Annotated in this window: 14 protein-coding genes and 2 pseudogenes; 5 read left to right on the top strand and 11 right to left on the bottom strand. The window is 35.4% G+C overall.

The features are described 5' to 3' along the window. Nucleotides 1-18 precede the first annotated feature (18 nt). The 5 genes from DMZ48_RS04195 to rfbB form a co-directional block, all read right to left on the bottom strand. Nucleotides 19-873, bottom strand: coding sequence for a sulfotransferase family protein (locus DMZ48_RS04195; RefSeq protein ID WP_162558659.1), 855 nt, complete (start codon nt 871-873; stop codon nt 19-21). A gap of 53 nt (nt 874-926) precedes the next feature. Then, nucleotides 927-1,802: a dTDP-4-dehydrorhamnose reductase gene (gene rfbD, locus DMZ48_RS04190; RefSeq protein ID WP_143953871.1), complete on the bottom strand. Its 876-nt coding sequence runs from the start codon at nt 1,800-1,802 to the stop codon at nt 927-929. A 236-nt stretch (nt 1,803-2,038) separates the two neighbouring features. Next, entirely contained in the window at nt 2,039-2,590 is a 552-nt protein-coding gene (gene rfbC, locus DMZ48_RS04185) for a dTDP-4-dehydrorhamnose 3,5-epimerase (protein WP_143953870.1), read from the bottom strand. A gap of 116 nt (nt 2,591-2,706) precedes the next feature. Continuing rightward, complete coding sequence (gene rfbA, locus DMZ48_RS04180) at nt 2,707-3,585, bottom strand: glucose-1-phosphate thymidylyltransferase RfbA (protein ID WP_143953869.1); 879 nt, start codon at nt 3,583-3,585, stop codon at nt 2,707-2,709. Nucleotides 3,586-3,650: 65 nt separating this feature from the next. Beyond that, complete coding sequence (gene rfbB, locus DMZ48_RS04175; RefSeq protein ID WP_143954320.1) at nt 3,651-4,709, bottom strand: dTDP-glucose 4,6-dehydratase; 1,059 nt, start codon at nt 4,707-4,709, stop codon at nt 3,651-3,653. A gap of 325 nt (nt 4,710-5,034) precedes the next feature. Between rfbB and DMZ48_RS04170 the strand changes: the two genes are divergently transcribed. Next, nucleotides 5,035-5,400, top strand: a complete 366-nt coding sequence (locus DMZ48_RS04170) for a four helix bundle protein (RefSeq protein WP_143953868.1) — start codon at nt 5,035-5,037, stop codon at nt 5,398-5,400. 362 nt (nt 5,401-5,762) lie between these two features. Here DMZ48_RS04170 and DMZ48_RS04165 read toward each other — a convergent pair whose 3' ends face one another. The 3 genes from DMZ48_RS04165 to DMZ48_RS04155 all read right to left on the bottom strand — a co-directional run bounded on the left by DMZ48_RS04165 (nt 5,763) and on the right by DMZ48_RS04155 (nt 9,541). Continuing rightward, nucleotides 5,763-6,254, bottom strand: a complete 492-nt coding sequence (locus DMZ48_RS04165) for a UpxY family transcription antiterminator (protein ID WP_143953867.1) — start codon at nt 6,252-6,254, stop codon at nt 5,763-5,765. Between the two features lie 101 nt (nt 6,255-6,355). Then, nucleotides 6,356-8,749, bottom strand: a complete 2,394-nt coding sequence (locus DMZ48_RS04160; RefSeq protein ID WP_143953866.1) for a GumC family protein — start codon at nt 8,747-8,749, stop codon at nt 6,356-6,358. Nucleotides 8,750-8,755: 6 nt separating this feature from the next. Further along, nucleotides 8,756-9,541 (bottom strand): polysaccharide biosynthesis/export family protein, encoded by a 786-nt coding sequence (locus DMZ48_RS04155; protein WP_143953865.1) that lies wholly within the window; start codon nt 9,539-9,541, stop codon nt 8,756-8,758. Between the two features lie 351 nt (nt 9,542-9,892). Between DMZ48_RS04155 and DMZ48_RS04150 the strand changes: the two are divergent. Further along, nucleotides 9,893-10,245, top strand: a pseudogene (locus DMZ48_RS04150) (four helix bundle protein). A gap of 18 nt (nt 10,246-10,263) precedes the next feature. On the opposite strand, the gene DMZ48_RS04145 reads toward DMZ48_RS04150, so the two are convergent. Next, nucleotides 10,264-11,547, bottom strand: coding sequence for a nucleotide sugar dehydrogenase (locus tag DMZ48_RS04145; RefSeq protein WP_143953864.1), 1,284 nt, complete (start codon nt 11,545-11,547; stop codon nt 10,264-10,266). A gap of 158 nt (nt 11,548-11,705) precedes the next feature. After that, a complete protein-coding gene (locus tag DMZ48_RS04140) occupies nt 11,706-12,245 on the bottom strand; it encodes an NADPH-dependent FMN reductase (protein ID WP_143953863.1) in 540 nt (179 codons plus the stop codon). Between the two features lie 461 nt (nt 12,246-12,706). On the opposite strand from DMZ48_RS04140, the pseudogene DMZ48_RS18885 reads away from it, so the two are divergent. Further along, nucleotides 12,707-12,961: pseudogene (locus tag DMZ48_RS18885) on the top strand (four helix bundle protein); the annotation flags it as partial. 83 nt (nt 12,962-13,044) lie between these two features. Here DMZ48_RS18885 and lpdA read toward each other — a convergent pair. Beyond that, nucleotides 13,045-14,451, bottom strand: coding sequence for a dihydrolipoyl dehydrogenase (lpdA, locus tag DMZ48_RS04130; protein WP_143953862.1), 1,407 nt, complete (start codon nt 14,449-14,451; stop codon nt 13,045-13,047). 254 nt (nt 14,452-14,705) lie between these two features. Here lpdA and DMZ48_RS04125 point away from each other — a divergent pair, with 254 nt between their 5' ends. Further along, nucleotides 14,706-16,151 carry an MBOAT family O-acyltransferase gene (locus DMZ48_RS04125; protein ID WP_143953861.1) on the top strand — a complete coding sequence of 482 codons (1,446 nt, stop codon included), beginning with the start codon at nt 14,706-14,708 and terminating at the stop codon, nt 16,149-16,151. Nucleotide 16,152: 1 nt separating this feature from the next. Further along, nucleotides 16,153-17,049, top strand: coding sequence for a hypothetical protein (locus tag DMZ48_RS04120; RefSeq protein ID WP_143953860.1), 897 nt, complete (start codon nt 16,153-16,155; stop codon nt 17,047-17,049). The last annotated feature ends 33 nt before the right edge of the window (nt 17,050-17,082 follow it).

Below are 17,082 nucleotides of genomic sequence, written 5' to 3'. Positions count from 1 at the left end.
TCTTAATTTTAAATATTTCTATTCTGGATTATTATAACTTACTCTTAATTCATCCTTAACTGATAATTCTAGATTAACGCCTCCTAATAATCTTTCCTTGTCAGTAATTTCATGAATAATCTTACTCTTACGATTAATTGACTCAGCCATCATTTTTAATTCTTTTACATCAAGATCAAGCTCAAGAAAATCAAATATCATTTTTAGCTGAAATTCAGGATTATCTATAAAGGATTTATAAGATAATCTATGCAAATTAGCAGGGTTACTAGACTCAAAAAACATTTCAGAACGCTCCAGAGAAAATCTCCATTCAAGTAGTCCTTTTTCGAAATTATCTAATTTAAAATCTTGAAATTCTTCATTATTCTTGATTAAATCATTCAATAACTTCCATTTTGAAGAATTTTCACCATACCAATTTCCTGCATTAGCTAACTTCTCAATTGAAGTTGCCACTTCTAATCCATTTCTATGTAAATAAATGTATTTTGCATCAGGAAAAGCCTCATTTAAAAACTCAAGCCTGAAGTTATTTATTGGCAGTTTTTCCAATAATACTTTACATCGATCCTTCACTTGTTCTTTATGAAACAGGAACTGAAGTAAATCAGTTTTTGCATTTATATGATCCTTTTTCTCTGCAATTAGCTTTGGATTTTCAACATTATCGGACCATATATCGAACTCAGGATAAGCCTGATGCCAAAGATCCCGTCTTTCATTTAAATAAGAAATGTCAGAATGTTTCCCTAAAGTTTCACCAAGAATAGTTGTTCCAGATCTACCACATCCAATTAAGAATACAGGATAAAATTCATATTTAGATCTATTTAATTTATAATCTAATTGCGATTTTAAATCCTTAACCATCTTTATAAAAGATTTATTCATACTTTCTAAAACATTCAATTCCCATTAAATTATTATTTTAATGAGTTTATATTTAGCGATAGACTATTTATCCAATCAGAAATTTTTAAATCATAATCCGAGGTTAAACCTACACAAGACATTACACTGTATTTAGGCCGTTTTGCCTTTGTGGGAAACTTATCAGAAGTTACAGGAGATAGATTTACTTCAATTGCTGCTAATTCAAAGATCTTTGCAGCAAATCCATACCAGGTACAGGTTCCTGTATTTGAAAAATGATATGTCCGACTCCCTGAATGTGATAATTTAGGTAGAATTTCCATGATGGCATTTGCAAGATCTGCAGCATTCGTCGGACTCCCAAGCTGATCGTCAACGACCTTCAGGTCCTTACCTTCTTTACCTAAGCGAATCATGGTCTTTACAAAATTATTTCCATAAACCGAATATAACCAGGAGGTTCGTATGATCACTGAATTATCCGGTGCCAACTTCTTTATTTCTTCCTCCCCGGCAAGCTTCGTCTTTCCATAAACTCCCTGCGGACTTGTAGGATCATTCGGTTTATAAGGTTCTGTAGCCATTCCATCAAAAACGTAATCAGTGGATATGTGAACCAATTTTGAACCATTTTCTTTGGCGGCTTCTGCCAAATAGGAAACTGCCAGGTGATTTACTTTATCGGCATTCTCCTCATCCTCTTCTGCCTTATCCACAGCTGTATAAGCAGCAGCATTGATTATTGCGTAAGGTTTGAGCCCTGTCACAAAATTCAGAACAAGATCACGATTGGTGATATCCAACTCTTCCCGATCGGTAAATTTGAATGTGTAATCGTAATTATCGGCTATGGCCTGGAGTTCCATACCTAACTGGCCGTTGGAACCGGTTACTAATATTATTTTATCTTTCGCTTTATACCCCATTTAATAAAATTTGAACTTAAAATATTATTTATGTTCATTTTGTCTTGACACAAAACGAACCAAAAAGTCAAGTCTTAATCATTCGGCGATCCAATAATTTCTCAAAAACTAAATAAAATTAACTCACTTTACCCTTCGGGATAAAGTTCAAACAGAATTTTATTTAACGCTTTTTCGAAATGTGGATTCCTCGCCTGCCATGATATAGGACAAAAAAATTTTAAGAAATAGATCTCTCAAGTAAAATAATCTGCTTCTTTGAAGGAAGGCGCTATTTGATCTTTTGGGGATACCTGGATGTCTTTTGTTTCGATCTTCCAGTCGATATTGAGCTCCGAATCATTATAAATGATACCTCTTTCGCTTTCTGGGCTGTAATAATTATCAACCTTATACGAAAAGATAGCCGCTTCACTTAGAACCACAAAACCATGTGCAAATCCTCTGGGAACAAGCAATTGTCTTTTATCAGTTTCAGAAAGTTCCACACTAACGTGTTTTCCAAAAGTCGGAGATCCTTTGCGAATATCCACTGCTACATCCAGCACTTTCCCTTTGATCACCCTAACGAGTTTTGTTTGTGCAAAGGGAGGCAACTGATAGTGCAACCCTCTTAAGACTCCAAAGCTCGATTTACTTTCATTATCCTGACAAAAGTTATAGGTATTGCCAGTGAATGCTTCTAATTGATCCAAACGAAAGGTCTCTGCAAAGTAGCCTCGTTCATCTTCAAAAACCATAGGTTCCGCTATGATCACATCTGGAATTTCCGTTCTGGTAAATTTCATTTAATACTTATAAATTTATGTAATTGAGAATTGATAATTGAGAATTGATTGGAATAATTCATAATCCATAATTCTTAATTCTTCATTCTTCATTCTTAATTCTTCATTCTAAATTCTTAATTCCTACTGGCCCGTTTGATCAGGTACTGACCGTAATTATTCTTTTTCAGCGGTTCAGCTAACGCTAAAAGATTTTCTTTGCTTATATATCCCATTTCATAAGCGATCTCTTCTATACAGGCAATCTTCAAGCCCTGACGTTTTTCGATGGTATAGATGTAATTGGAAGCATCGAGCAGACTTTCATGAGTCCCGGTATCTAACCATGCATATCCTCTTCCCATTAATTCCACCATGAGTGAACCTTTTTCCAGGTATTCCTGATTTACGGAAGTGATCTCCAGTTCGCCACGAGCACTTGGTTTTACATTTTTAGCAATTTCGATAACCGAATTTGGATAAAAGTAAAGTCCGGTCACTGCATAATTACTTTTAGGTTCCAATGGTTTTTCCTCGATACTTATCGCATTGCGATCTTTATCAAACTCCACTACTCCATATCGATTCGGATCATTCACATAATATCCAAATACAGTAGCCTTACTTTCCTCTGCTACACGCTTTACCGCATTACGAAGCATATTCGGAAGGCCATGTCCATAAAAAATATTATCTCCCAAAACCATACAAACATCCTGATCTCCGATAAAATCCTCACCCAAAATAAACGCCTGAGCAAGTCCGTCTGGTGAAGGTTGCACTTTGTATTGCAGGTTTAAACCTAACGTACTACCATTACCTAGTAAGCTTTCAAATCTGGGCAGATCTTCCGGAGTGGATATAATCAGGATCTCACGTATACCTGACAACATCAAAACCGATAATGGATAATAGATCATAGGTTTATCATAGATCGGAAGTAATTGCTTAGAGGTACTTTGCGTTATGGGATAAAGTCTGGTACCGGAGCCACCGGCGAGGATAATGCCGCGCATATTTGAATTAAGGATTAAGGATTAAGGATTAAGAATTATGGATTATGAGTTAAGAAATAAACCACTTACTCTAATTCAGAATTATATTGTTTGTCGTAATATTCACGGTAGGATCCTGATGTTACATGTTCTAACCAGGATTTGTTATTCAAGAACCAATCTACCGTTGCATCCAGGCCTTCCTCGAACGTTACACTGGGCTCCCAGCCAAGTTCTTTGTTAATCTTCGTCGCATCAATCGCGTAACGAAGGTCATGTCCGGGTCTGTCTTTAACATAGGTAATCAGTTGTTCTGAACTTCCTGCTTCACGATCCAGTTTTTTATCCATGATCGCGCACAATAGTTTTACCAGATCTATATTCTTCCATTCATTAAAACCACCAATATTATATGTTTCAGCATTCACTCCATTATGAAAGACAAGATCGATAGCCCGTGCATGATCGATGACATAAAGCCAATCTCTGGTATAATTTCCATCCCCATAGACCGGTAATGGTTTATGGTTAATGATATTATTTATAAATAAAGGAATCAGCTTTTCTGGAAAATGATTCGGACCATAATTATTGGAACAGTTCGTCAACACATATGGGAGGCCGTAGGTCTCGCCATAAGCCCTAACAAAATGATCGGAACTGGCTTTGGATGCAGAATAGGGTGAATTAGGATCATAGGCAGTCGTTTCTGTAAAGAGGCCGTCTTCACCAAGACTTCCATAAACCTCATCAGTACTTACATGATAGAAACGTTTCCCTTCCCAATTCCCTTCCCAGGAATTTTTAAAAGCATTTAAAAGGATCATGGTACCCAGAATGTTCGTCTTAGCAAAAGCAAGCGGATCTGTAATCGAGCGATCCACATGCGATTCCGCAGCCAGATGTACTACGCCCTCAAAACGGTACTTCGTGAACAATTCATCAATAAATATCGCATCGGTAATATCCCCTTTCACAAAGGTATAATTGGGAGCTCCCTCAATATCTCTTAGATTCTCCAAATTACCGGCATAGGTTAATGCATCCAGATTAAAAATTTGATAATCCGGATATTCCTTAACGAACCTTCTTACCACGTGACTTCCGATGAACCCAGCTCCTCCGGTAACTAATACTGACTTTATAAATTGACCTTTAACTTCCATAAAGAAATTGATTTTTCTATAAAAATTGTTTTTTGAATTATGGATTAAGAATTAAGGATTAATTGGTTTTTGATTCTTAATGATCGGCAATTATCCTCTTTGAAATAACATCCTTAAAGCTTTTTGAATTAAGAATTATGGATTAAGGATTAATTGGTTTTTTGATTCTTAATGATCGGTATTTTCCCTTTTTGATTCAACAAACTTAAAGCTTTTTGAATTATGCATTATGGATTAAGGATTAATTGTTTTTTATTTTGTAGAAAATTTTCTATATTCATAGTTTCCAATAACCTATATCATTATGAATGCTATTAGAGAACAAAGTTTTGATTTTGCTGTTAAGATTTATCATTGCTGTAAAAAATTACAAAAGGAGAATAAAGAGTTTATAATCAGTAATCAACTTTTACGATCAGGTACCGCCGTTGCTGCCTTATATGCTGAGGCTACTTATGCCCAATCAACAAAAGATTTCATACATAAACTATCGATAGCATTAAAAGAATGTAATGAATCCATATATTGGCTTAAGCTCTTAAAAACCACAGGCGAATTAACTCCGTCACATCTAACTCCACTAGAGAAACAATCAAAAAGATTAAAAAAAATTCTAATATCAATCATATTAACCACAAAAAACAACAACAGAGATATACATAATCCATAATCCTTAATTCTTAATCCATAATTCTTAATTCTAAATTCTTAATCCATAATCCATAACCCATAATCCTTAATCCTTAATTCTTAATTCATAACTCTTAATCCATAATCCGCCCCACGGCTTCGCCGTATCCGGTCACATTTTATGCCGGATAGATGGGTTGGGATTTATAACAAAGAGAACAAAAAATTCCCGTTTTAACTAACTCTTAACCTTAAAAATAGGACAACTTTTCCACAATTAAATGTTAGCTAATTATTCATTCAATTAAACGACAATATCATAAATTATTGCTGTGAAATCCGAATAATTATTAGAATTAAAAAGAGTGATTTTAATTGTGATTTTTACAGATAATCAATATATTAACGCGAAATACCTACGTCCTGTAGTCGGAGACGAACTACGCAATTAAGCTGAGGCAAAGCAAGCTTAACCCGATTACCTCCAGCTTCTACCACAATGGCAGATTGCCCTTTAAAAACACCACCGGAAACTTCCAGTGATACTCCAGGTTCAAGATTGGAATATTGCACTTCAGAATAGATCTTATCGTCAAGCCAAGCTCGTAGAAGTTGAATTTCTTTATCCCGGACCATCGCAGGTTTGCCCTGCCAGAAAAGATAACGCTGCACCCCTGGAATATCAAAAATTAAATTTCTATTCTTATCTGCAATTCGTATAAAAATATATGAGGGAATTAAAGGGGATTTGACTTTTTTTTTACGATCGCTCCATTGCCGGATTTCCGTTATCATAGGACAATAGACTTCGATACCAAGATCAGATAATCCTTTTGCTACTTTCTTCTCCCATCTTGACTTTGTACAGACAACTTGCCAATTACCTTCGCCCATATTCTATCTTAAATCAAAAATGCAAACACCTACTTTTATTTGGTTAATCTCAAATTTTAATTTTTTATTATTTGAAATTTAAAAGGCGCTTTCCATTTACATTAACTTTTCTGAAACATATTTTTTATTCGTGCTCTCAATCCATGTTTTTCCCCGCCATAGGTATAGCCATACTTATTGCCATACCCAAAATTATTCATGGAAACATCATTTAAAACAATGGATACATTCTTTAATTTTTTATTACGCATGGCATCATCCAGAAAATCTGTAAAATGTAATTCACTGTACTCCGATCGCATCACATAAAGCGTTACATCCGCAAAGGGTTCTACAATAAAGGTATCAGCTACCAAAAGTAGAGGTGCGGTATCAATTATTATATAATCGAATTTCTTACGCAACAAATCAAATAATTCGCCTAATCTTCTGCTTAACAATAATTCTGCCGGATTTGGAGGAATTACACCTGATGTAATCAAATACAAATAATCATTGATACCAGACTCTTTCAAAATATCGTCCATTGATATATTGGTATCATATAATAAATTGGAAAGACCATTATCTTCTTTATGAAGTTTAAAGTATTTGGACAATTGAGGATTCCTCATATCAGCCCCCAACAATACCGTTCTTTTTCTGGTATTAGCTAAGGTTAAAGCAAGATTTGCTGATGTAAAAGATTTTCCTTCACCTTTGGTCGTTGAAGTCACCAATATCACTTTACCTTGCTCCCGGTCTTCCATACGCACAAACATATATTGTAAATTGGTACGCATAATCCGGAAAGCTTCCGCTAAAATTGACCGGTCATCAGCACTGACATACTCTTCCACCTTACCGGTCATTCTTGGAACTTCTCCTAATATACTTATATTTCGAAGTCGACTTTCTATATCTCTTCGATCCACAATTTTACTATTCAACAAGTCACGTAAATAGACTATTAATATCGGTAAAAGCAATCCCAATAAAACCGCTCCCCCCAATATCTTTTCTCTTTGAGGTGTTACTGGCGTATAGGAACTTTTTGCATAATCAACAATCTTAGCCTTAGGAGCCGTTATAGCCATGGAAATCGAAGCTTCCTCTCTTTTTTGCAATAGAAATAAATAAAGTGCTTCCTTAATTCCCTGCTGCCGCTCAATACCTCTGAATTCCTTTTCCTTTAATGGCACCTGGGAAAGCTCTGAATTCATAACATCTTCTCTAGCCCTTAAATCAGACAAAACAATTTCTATGGAAGACATCTCAGCTTTTAGGCTTTCCATTATAATCCCTCGCAACTCATCGATTTGAGCATCTAAATTTCTAACTATTGGGTTCTTTTCTGTAGTTGACTCTCTTAGCTCCTTTCTCTCTACCACTAACTTATTATACTCTCCAATTTGACCTATTGAACTTCCTTCAATAGCCCCCAAATTGGTCGGCAACATTTTAGAATTATCTTGTTGATCCAGATAATCCATTATGCTTTTTATAATCTCTATTCTCGTGAGATAATTAAGTTGAGATTGACTATATTGATTTGCCGTTGAAACATAATACCCTGCTTTGGCACCGATGTCTGTTATTTTGTTAGAAGACTTAAATTCAACTTTATTTGTTTCAACAGAATCTAATTCAGTAGAAATAATGCGCAAACGGTCATCGATAAAATCAGCAGTATTTTTGGCGATTAAATTATTATCGGTGATAGCATCACGGTTATATTGATCCACCAACTCGTTTAATAAATCCTCAGCTTTACTCCTTACTGGGTATAATAAGGAAATATTAATTACAGAACTACCTCGATTTGATGGATTTACATTAATTCCTCTTGCTAATCCGGAAGCAATACTTTCAGGCTTTGAAATCTTTACATGATATGCGAGCTTACGTCCTAACAACCTAACTTTCCGTTCATTAGAATTAGGCAGCACCATAATGGTTCCAAAAGGCAATACTATGGAAGTCCCCATTTCATACACCTTTCCATTGAGTTCATCTCCAATACGAATTTCTTCGCTATTGATCATATTGAAATCCAGAAAATCTCCCGGTGGATTCACGTCCTCATCAAAACTGATAACCCGAATAACAAATGGAGTATTGCCATAAACTTCCCTAAGATTAAATCCATCGTCGATATAGTATTGAATATTCAAAGAAAGATTTTCCACCACCGGCAACATCAATCGTTCTGATCGCAACACCTCGATCTCATTCTCCAGGCTATTAGAAGTCAAACTACTTAATACACCAAGCTTTTGCAGCGCTGTAATTTCTGATGCTTCACCCCCGCTATTGCCTCCACGTATTATAATACGTGAACTCGTTTGATATATTGGAGTTTCGTATCGAAGATAGAACATTGCTACCGCTAAACTAATGACCGTCGATGCCAAGATCCATGGCCAGTATCTTAAATATCGGATGATAATTTCTTTAATATGCGGATCCTTATCTTTTCCGTTTCCCTTATTATCCTGAATGACTGCTTCTTGCATAAACTCCTATCTTGTTAATAAAGCAATTAAACCTATGACAAATGAGGTAACTGCCGTAAAAAAGCCAAAACTACCACGAAATGGTGTCTGAATTTTAAAGTTATTTGGTTCAACATATACTATGTCATTTCGTTTAAGATAATAACCGGGTGAATTCATAAACTCAGCTTTAGTGACATCAACTCTGAAATACTTTTTGACTCCATCTTCTTCTCTAATCACAAGGATATTCTGCCGCTTGGAATTAATGGTTAAATCCCCTGCTTTCCCTAAAGCCTGAACTATAGTCAATCTTTCCGCATCGATACTAACCGGTCCGGGGTGTGCTACTTCCCCTAATATCATAACCTCATGGTTTTGAACCAGAACCACTACAACCGGATCGACTACATATTCACTGATTTTTTCTTTAAGAACAGCGGTTAACTCTTTTCGTGTCATCCCAGAAACCTTTAAAGCTCCCAAATAAGGATAATCGATATAACCGTCTTCATCAACCAAAAATGTATTGGCCTGACGTGAACCACCTCCATTATTTCCACCTCCGGAACTACCATTATTGCCCGTGCCCATATTGAAAGGTTGAACTGCTTCATTATCCAATGCAGAAACTCGAATCTGAAGCATATCACTCGGTTGAATCTTTGATGTATAGGATTCGGTGATTACCTCTTCAGGCAAATCCTCAATCCCTTGAAAATAAAGCACCTTCTTTTTAGAAACACAGGAAGACAAACATGAAATAATGATTAAGGCCATCATCATCAGCCTGATGCGGGAGGTTATATTCATAGATTGGTAATGTTATTTTGAGTCAAATATAAATAATTATAGTTGTAAGTTATTAGTGGTAAGTTATAAGTATTTTTTTTAAACATATTTTAAATCAGTCTCTAGTGTAATTTGTAAATGTTAAATTATAATTTTACATATTCATTTCCATCAATACTCAATATTCATAACTATGGTATTCTCTATTAATTATATTTTCATATGTTAAAATATCGGTTTTGATATCCATAATATCTAAGTAAAACTATCCCAGACTTTTTTAAAATTCATTAGAATTAACTTGTTACCTGCAATTTTATTTGAGTTCCACCTGACAGTTATATCTGAAACTAATTCTAAGCCTTATTTTTCTTGAATGTTATAAAAGACCTAAGTTTCGAATTTGCAATTGAAATTCTTCATTATTATCAAATCCTACAAAAGAAACATCATGAATTTCTTTTAAGTAAACAAATTTTTCGTTCAGGAACAGCAATAGGTACTCTTTACAGAGAAGCCGAATATGCTGAATCCAAAGCTGATTTTATTCATAAATCAGCTATTGCCAAAAGGAATGCAATGAAACCATATATTGGCTTGCGATTTTGGAAAAAACATCCTTTGTTGATCACATAAAAATTAAAGAGCTTAATGAAAAATGTATGAGTATCATGAAAATATTAACCAAAATAATAATCTCAACAAAAGAAAATTCAAAACACTAAAATTTATAATCTATAATTTCAAAGTCCTGCATCAGCCTTTTCTCCGAGTACACCTTTTACATCATAAACCAAACAATTTTCCTTCTTTAGTACTTCCAGATTCAAATCCATAAATTCTTTATGAGCAACGGTTAGGACTATTGCATCATATTTTTTCTCCGGCAGTGATGTCACGATTTCTATACCATATTCCTCTTTGACTTCTCTTGGATTTGCCCAGGTATCCCAAACGGTGATATTCGGTTGATAATCCGAAAGGTTCTGAATAACATCGATCACCCTGGTATTTCTTACATCCGGACAATTTTCCTTAAAAGTCATTCCTAAAACAAGAATTTCCGCTTCTTTCACCCGAATATCCCTTAAGACCATATGACGAATCACTTCCTTAGCTACATAAGATCCCATACCGTCATTTAATCGTCTTCCTGTTAAGATGATCTCCGGATAATACCCAACTTCCTGAGCTTTTTGCGCCAGATAATATGGATCTACCCCAATGCAATGTCCTCCCACCAATCCCGGAGTAAACCTGAGAAAATTCCATTTTGTTCCTGCGGCTTCCAGAACATCCTTGGTTTTTATTCCCAAAAGATTAAATATCTTAGATAACTCATTCATAAAAGCAATATTGATATCTCTTTGCGAGTTCTCAATAACTTTAGCAGCCTCTGCTACTTTTATGGATGGAGCTTTATGAGTCCCTGCCTTTATAATAGAAGCATACAATGCATCCACCTTATCCGCAATTTCCGGAGTTGAACCTGATGTAATCTTTAAAATTTTTTCAATTGTTCTTTCTTTATCGCCTGGATTGATCCGTTCAGGAGAATATCCTGCAAAAAAATCCTGATTAAATTTGAGTCCGCTCACCCTCTCCAAAACCGGCACACATACATCTTCAGTAACACCGGGATTGACCGTTGATTCATAGATCACAATATCACCTTGCTTCAATACACTTCCTACAGTTTCACTACTTTTAACCAAGGGGGTTAATACAGGTTGGTTATTCTTATCAACCGGAGTAGGAACCGTCACGATAAATATATTGCAACTCTTCAGGTCGGAAAGATCAGAAGAACAGAATAATCCATGGATATCTGAGTCAGGTACTTTCTTTAACAGAACTTCCTTTAAAAGATCTTCTTCAACTTCCAACGTATGATCCTTGCCATTATTTATTTCGGAAACCCTCGATTCATTAATATCGAAACCGATAACAGGATATTTCGTGGCAAAGAGTCTGGCAAGCGGTAATCCCACATAGCCGAGCCCGATAACTGCAATTTTATCTGGCATAATCTAATTTCATGTTTTTATGCGAATATAGGGAAACACCTTATCAATCCGGAACTAAGAATTAAGAATTATTGATATATGTTAAGAGAGAATTGAAAATTGAGAATTGAGAATTGATTATAGTTAGACTAACTATAACTTTCTCTACCCTTAAGCCTTTAAATTAACGAACTCAGAAATTGATCCAATGCTTTTTTGTTTTCCTCCTTCAGGGTTTCATCGGTGATAATCCCTTTCTTCTCCGAGAAATTCTTACTGTAATTTGGTAAAGAAAAGGTTGAAACAATCTCTGCACCAAATCGCGGCAAGGTCTCCGAAGCGATTTTCAAGGACCGTGAGCCACCAAAATCACCATCCGATGTACTGGTCAGCATAACTGGTTTTTTATCCAAAAATTTCCTGTCTAATCGGGATAACCAATCGATCAGATTTTTAAAATATGCCGATAGATTTCTGTTATGCTCGTTTACCCCAATGATAATTCCATCTGCTTCGATAATATCTTCCCGGAGCTCGATCAAAGAATTTTTAAACCCTTCTGCCTTTTCCATATCTGCACTATACAGCGGAAAGGGCATTTTAGACATATTCAGTAACTGTATCTCGTAATCATCGATCAAGGATACGGTATATGATACTAACTCATAGTTGATAGAGGTGGAAGAATTACTTCCTGCGAAAGCCAAAATTCGTTTCACTATGCTAAAGTTTTGGTAATGGTTAAATTTTATTGTCTTTTAGTAATTTAAGTAGTAGTTACTATCGAATATAGGTGGTTTATTTTGAATAATAATCAACCTATTTCACTGAAAGACAATTTTTAAGAAATCCTTAATTTATACAAACAAATACTGATAAAAATTTAGGGACACTGGTGATGCTAGGGACAATAGTGACACTGGTGATACTAGGGACAATAGCGACAATATTGACACTGGTGAAATTGCCTTTTTGGTGTTTTAAGGAAAATATTTATTAGGGATTATAATTTGAAATTTTTAAATTATATAGGTTATTTTCTATAAGTTTAAAATCAAATAAACAAAATATGGGCGCCATTTCAGATATAAGTTTTCAATTCGCTAAGGACATAATAGAAATTTGTAAATCACTTAACAAAAATGACCGTGATCAAATTATTGGTTAACAACTTTTACGTTCGGGAGTAGCTGTAGGTGCTTTGTACCGGAAAGCGGAATATGCTGAATCCAGAAAGGACTTCATTCATAAAATGGCCATTGCACAAAAAGAATGTAACGAATCCATCTACTGGATAGCACTCCTCTGCTCAACAAAGCAAATATCGAAAAAAGACTTTGACCCTCTCTACTATCAGTCTAAACAGCTAATGAAGCTCTTATCAAAGGCAATCTATACAGCAAAGGTAAATATGCAAGATAAAGATTCGGAATAACCAATATCACCAGTGTCACTTCATAATATTTATAAATGAAAAAAGCGCCGATAATATGGCGCTTTTTTCATTTATAAATATTGTTACACGTGCAGCGCTCGGTCATCCGTAGCGGCCAATGCGGCTTCCTTAACCGCTTCCGCATAGGTAGGATGGGCATGACTCATTCTTGAGATATCTTCGGCACTGGCACGGAATTCCATTGCGGTTACCGCTTCTGCGATCAGGTCAGCTACCCTGGCTCCGATCATATGAACTCCAAGTACTTCATCGGTTTCTGCATCCGCAAGAATCTTTACAAAACCATCGATATCCATACTGGCTCTTGCTCTACCTAAAGCTCTCATCGGGAATTGACCGGTCTTATAGTTAACACCAGCTTCCTTTAATTGCTCCTCCGTTTTACCAACTGCAGCAACTTCAGGCCAGGTATAGACCACCCCCGGGATTAAATTATAATCGATATGTGGCTTTTGTCCTGCCATAAATTCTGCAACCAACGTACCTTCTTCCTCGGCTTTATGCGCTAGCATTGCTCCTTTAATCACATCGCCGATGGCATAAATATTTTCTGATGAGGTTTGCAGATGATCATTTACCTCGATCTGACCTCTTTCATTTAATTTTACTCCGGCATTCTCTGGCTTTAATCCGTCAGTGTAAGGACGACGCCCTACACAAACCAGACAATAATCTCCTTTGAACTCCACTTCATTGCCTTTCTTATCATCCGCTTTCACAATCACTTCATCACCGGTTCGGGTAACTTCTTTCACCTTGTGAGAGGTATAGAACTTAAATCCGGATTTTTTTAGCGTTCGTGTCAATTCTTTCGACAAACCGCCATCCATAGTTGGTATGATACGATCCATATATTCCACTACGGAAACTTCAGCTCCCAAGCGGCGATATACCTGTCCGAGTTCTAATCCGATAACTCCTCCACCGATAATTACCAGATGCTTTGGGATCTCCTTGAGCTTTAAAGCTTCAGTAGAGGTAATCACGCGCTCCTTATCTATGTTGATAAATGGTAATGTCGAAGGCTTAGAACCTGTTGCAATGATCGATTTTACAGCTTCAATCGTTTCAATACTTCCGTCTTCCTTGGTAATATCGATTTTGGTTTTATCTTTGAAACTACCGATCCCCTGATAAACATCGATCTTATTCTTGCTCATCAGAAACTCAATTCCCTTCGTGGTCTGATCAACAACGCCTTGCTTTCTGGAGATCATCTGCTCAAGATTCACCTTCACTTCTCCGGGAATCTCAATTCCATGTTCCTCAAAATGTTTGATCGCATCTTCATAATGGTGTGATGAGTCTAATAATGCTTTTGATGGAATACATCCCACATTTAAACAGGTTCCACCTAAGGTGCTATATTTTTCAATGATTGCAGTTTTCATACCCAGTTGGGCACAACGGATCGCTGCAACATACCCACCGGGTCCGGAGCCGATAACGGCTACATCGTATGAATTCATATGTAGACTTTAATTCAATTTTTTATACGAATAACAAAAATACAAATGTTCTTTTATATAGGACACAGATTGTCTGGATTGTTTTGGATTTCACGGATTAATGATGACTTGTAACTTTTAAGAGTTTATGATTTACAAAAATTTACCTGACTAATATTAAATATTAGAGAATTTTAATGCTTTTTCTTTAATCGATTATATTTCCCTCAAATAATCTTTTAGATTTGTTTCTGAATTTATTAGCTCAACCAAAAATGTTATTCAATTCCCTGGATTTTGCCATATTCCTGCCGATTGTATTTATTATCTATTGGTTTGTATTCCCCAACAACCTGAAATTGCAGAACCTTATAATCGTTTTTGCCAGTTATATCTTTTATGGCTGGTGGGACTGGCGCTTTCTGTCTCTCATCTTATTTAGTACAGTCATTGATTATTTGATAGGTCGCACCTTAGATCAGACGGATCATACCGGTAAAAGAAAGTTCCTGTTATGGTGTAGTATTCTGATCAATTTAGGATTTCTGGGGTTCTTTAAATATTACAATTTCTTCCTGGATAATTTCATTACCGCATTTTCCTTTTTAGGCATGCCGATCAATGCGAATTCTTTAAATATTATCCTTCCAGTGGGAATTAGCTTCTATACCTTTCAAACCCTTAGCTATACCATCGATGTATACAAAAAGAAACTTGAACCCACCAAAGACTTTATCGCCTTCACTGCCTTTGTGAGCTTCTTTCCGCAATTAGTAGCCGGACCTATTGAAAGGGCCGTACATCTGTTACCCCAATTCTATAAAAAACGTCGATTTGAATATGCCCTGGCCGTAGATGGTATGCGACAGATACTATGGGGGTTGTTTAAAAAAGTGGTCATTGCCGACAATTGTGCCGAAATCGCCAATCAGATCTTCAATAATAGTGATCAATACTCAGGAAGTACGCTGGCATTAGGGGCCATATTCTTTACTTTTCAGATCTACGGTGACTTTTCCGGATATTCCGACATTGCCATTGGAGTTTCCCGTTTATTTGGCTTTGATCTGATGAAGAATTTTGCCTTCCCCTATTTTTCCAGAGATATCGCTGAATTCTGGAGACGCTGGCATATCTCACTTAGTACTTGGTTCAGAGATTACTTATACATTCCATTGGGAGGAAGTCGCGGAAGTAACAGTATGAAGATTAGAAACACCTTTATAATTTTTATTGTTAGCGGCTTCTGGCATGGTGCTAACTGGACCTTTATTGTTTGGGGTGCACTAAATGCTATTTATTTTCTTCCACTGTTAATAACCAAAAATAACAGGAACCATATAGATATTGTTGCACACAGTAAACCATTACCTTCCTTAAAAGAGTTATCAATGATGCTGATAACATTTGGACTAACCGTAATTGCCTGGATATTTTTCAGAGCCGAAAATGTATCCCATGCCATTCAATATATCTTTGATATGTTTCACCACCCTGGTTCCTATATTTTGTTAAGTTCCTATTGGAAATACAAAACAATTCTAGCTTTATTAACCATTTTCATCTTTATTGAATGGAAAGGCAGAACAGGAGAATATGCCTTGGAAAAATTTGGTTTAGAATGGAAACGCCCCATAAAATGGGCATTTTATTACTTAATTCTTTTTGCAATTTTCTATGGCTCCGGTAAGCAACAGGAATTTATTTATTTCCAATTTTGACATGAAAAAGTTCATTAAAAAATTATCACTATTTTTTATTCCAATTTTAATATACTTTGGGACGAATATTATTTTAAATTACCATGCTTACAACGACGTAGACCTTAATTTAAAAAAGTTTGATATTTTAATTGATGGAGATTCACACACTCACAGAGGAATAAATCCAGACAAGTTCAATAATGCTTTAAACATTTCTCAAAATGGCGAACCCTACGTCATTAGTTTTTGGAAAATCAAAAAAGTTTTCAAAAAAAATATTCCAGACACGTTAATATTAGGTTTTGCACCACATAACATTTCGGCATTTAATGACTTAAAATTCTCAAACGAGAAATGGGCTTACGAAATGTTTAAAAGGAGTTATCCGATACAGGATTATTACAACCTCAATAAAAAAATAAAATTAAATTATTATATCCTTTTCAAAACATGGATGAAATTTAATGCATTGAAAATTTGGGAAGATCATATTCAATACATTGGTCACTATGAAAATTCAAATCTTAATGATCCAAGTGATTGGGAATCCTCCATTAAGAGACATTATTATGAAGATGATAATTTAGTAGGAAATTCAGAAACCGCTATTTCCTATTTAGATTCGATAGTTAATTTATGTATTTCAAAAAATGTAAAGCTCATATTGGTTAGCCATCCAGTTCATAAAACCTATCAAACGCATATTCCCGAAATTAATTTAAATAGATTTAATAAATTAAAGCGAAAATTAGAAAAAAACAATACCATAATAGATCTCACCTTCAAAAAATATCCGGACAGTTTATTTTACAACTCGGATCATTTAAACACTGATGGAGCAGAAAGATATACAAATGAATTGATAGGCATTTTGAAAGGGATGCAGGATACTTTATTTGTAGCTAATTTTAGGTAAAAATTAGAATCAATATACTTATTTAAATGAATT

This window comes from Robertkochia solimangrovi, assembly GCF_007279655.1.
GTDB classification, from domain to species: Bacteria; Bacteroidota; Bacteroidia; order Flavobacteriales; family Flavobacteriaceae; genus Robertkochia; species Robertkochia solimangrovi.
Note: the sequence above shows the minus strand (reverse complement) of the source record. Positions and strands in the feature narration are given on the sequence as shown.

What these genes read in the sequence shown, in the direction of transcription:
- DMZ48_RS04195 (WP_162558659.1), bottom strand. Translation starts at nt 873, where the DNA reads ATGGTTAAGGATTTAAAATCGCAATTAGATTATAAATTAAATAGATCT.
- rfbD (WP_143953871.1), bottom strand. Translation starts at nt 1,802, where the DNA reads ATGGGGTATAAAGCGAAAGATAAAATAATATTAGTAACCGGTTCCAAC.
- rfbC (WP_143953870.1), bottom strand. Translation starts at nt 2,590, where the DNA reads ATGAAATTTACCAGAACGGAAATTCCAGATGTGATCATAGCGGAACCT.
- rfbA (WP_143953869.1), bottom strand. Translation starts at nt 3,585, where the DNA reads ATGCGCGGCATTATCCTCGCCGGTGGCTCCGGTACCAGACTTTATCCC.
- DMZ48_RS04170 (WP_143953868.1), top strand. Translation starts at nt 5,035, where the DNA reads ATGAATGCTATTAGAGAACAAAGTTTTGATTTTGCTGTTAAGATTTAT.
- DMZ48_RS04165 (WP_143953867.1), bottom strand. Translation starts at nt 6,254, where the DNA reads ATGGGCGAAGGTAATTGGCAAGTTGTCTGTACAAAGTCAAGATGGGAG.
- DMZ48_RS04160 (WP_143953866.1), bottom strand. Translation starts at nt 8,749, where the DNA reads ATGCAAGAAGCAGTCATTCAGGATAATAAGGGAAACGGAAAAGATAAG.
- DMZ48_RS04155 (WP_143953865.1), bottom strand. Translation starts at nt 9,541, where the DNA reads ATGAATATAACCTCCCGCATCAGGCTGATGATGATGGCCTTAATCATT.
- DMZ48_RS04145 (WP_143953864.1), bottom strand. Translation starts at nt 11,547, where the DNA reads ATGCCAGATAAAATTGCAGTTATCGGGCTCGGCTATGTGGGATTACCG.
- lpdA (WP_143953862.1), bottom strand. Translation starts at nt 14,451, where the DNA reads ATGAATTCATACGATGTAGCCGTTATCGGCTCCGGACCCGGTGGGTAT.
- DMZ48_RS04125 (WP_143953861.1), top strand. Translation starts at nt 14,706, where the DNA reads ATGTTATTCAATTCCCTGGATTTTGCCATATTCCTGCCGATTGTATTT.
- DMZ48_RS04120 (WP_143953860.1), top strand. Translation starts at nt 16,153, where the DNA reads ATGAAAAAGTTCATTAAAAAATTATCACTATTTTTTATTCCAATTTTA.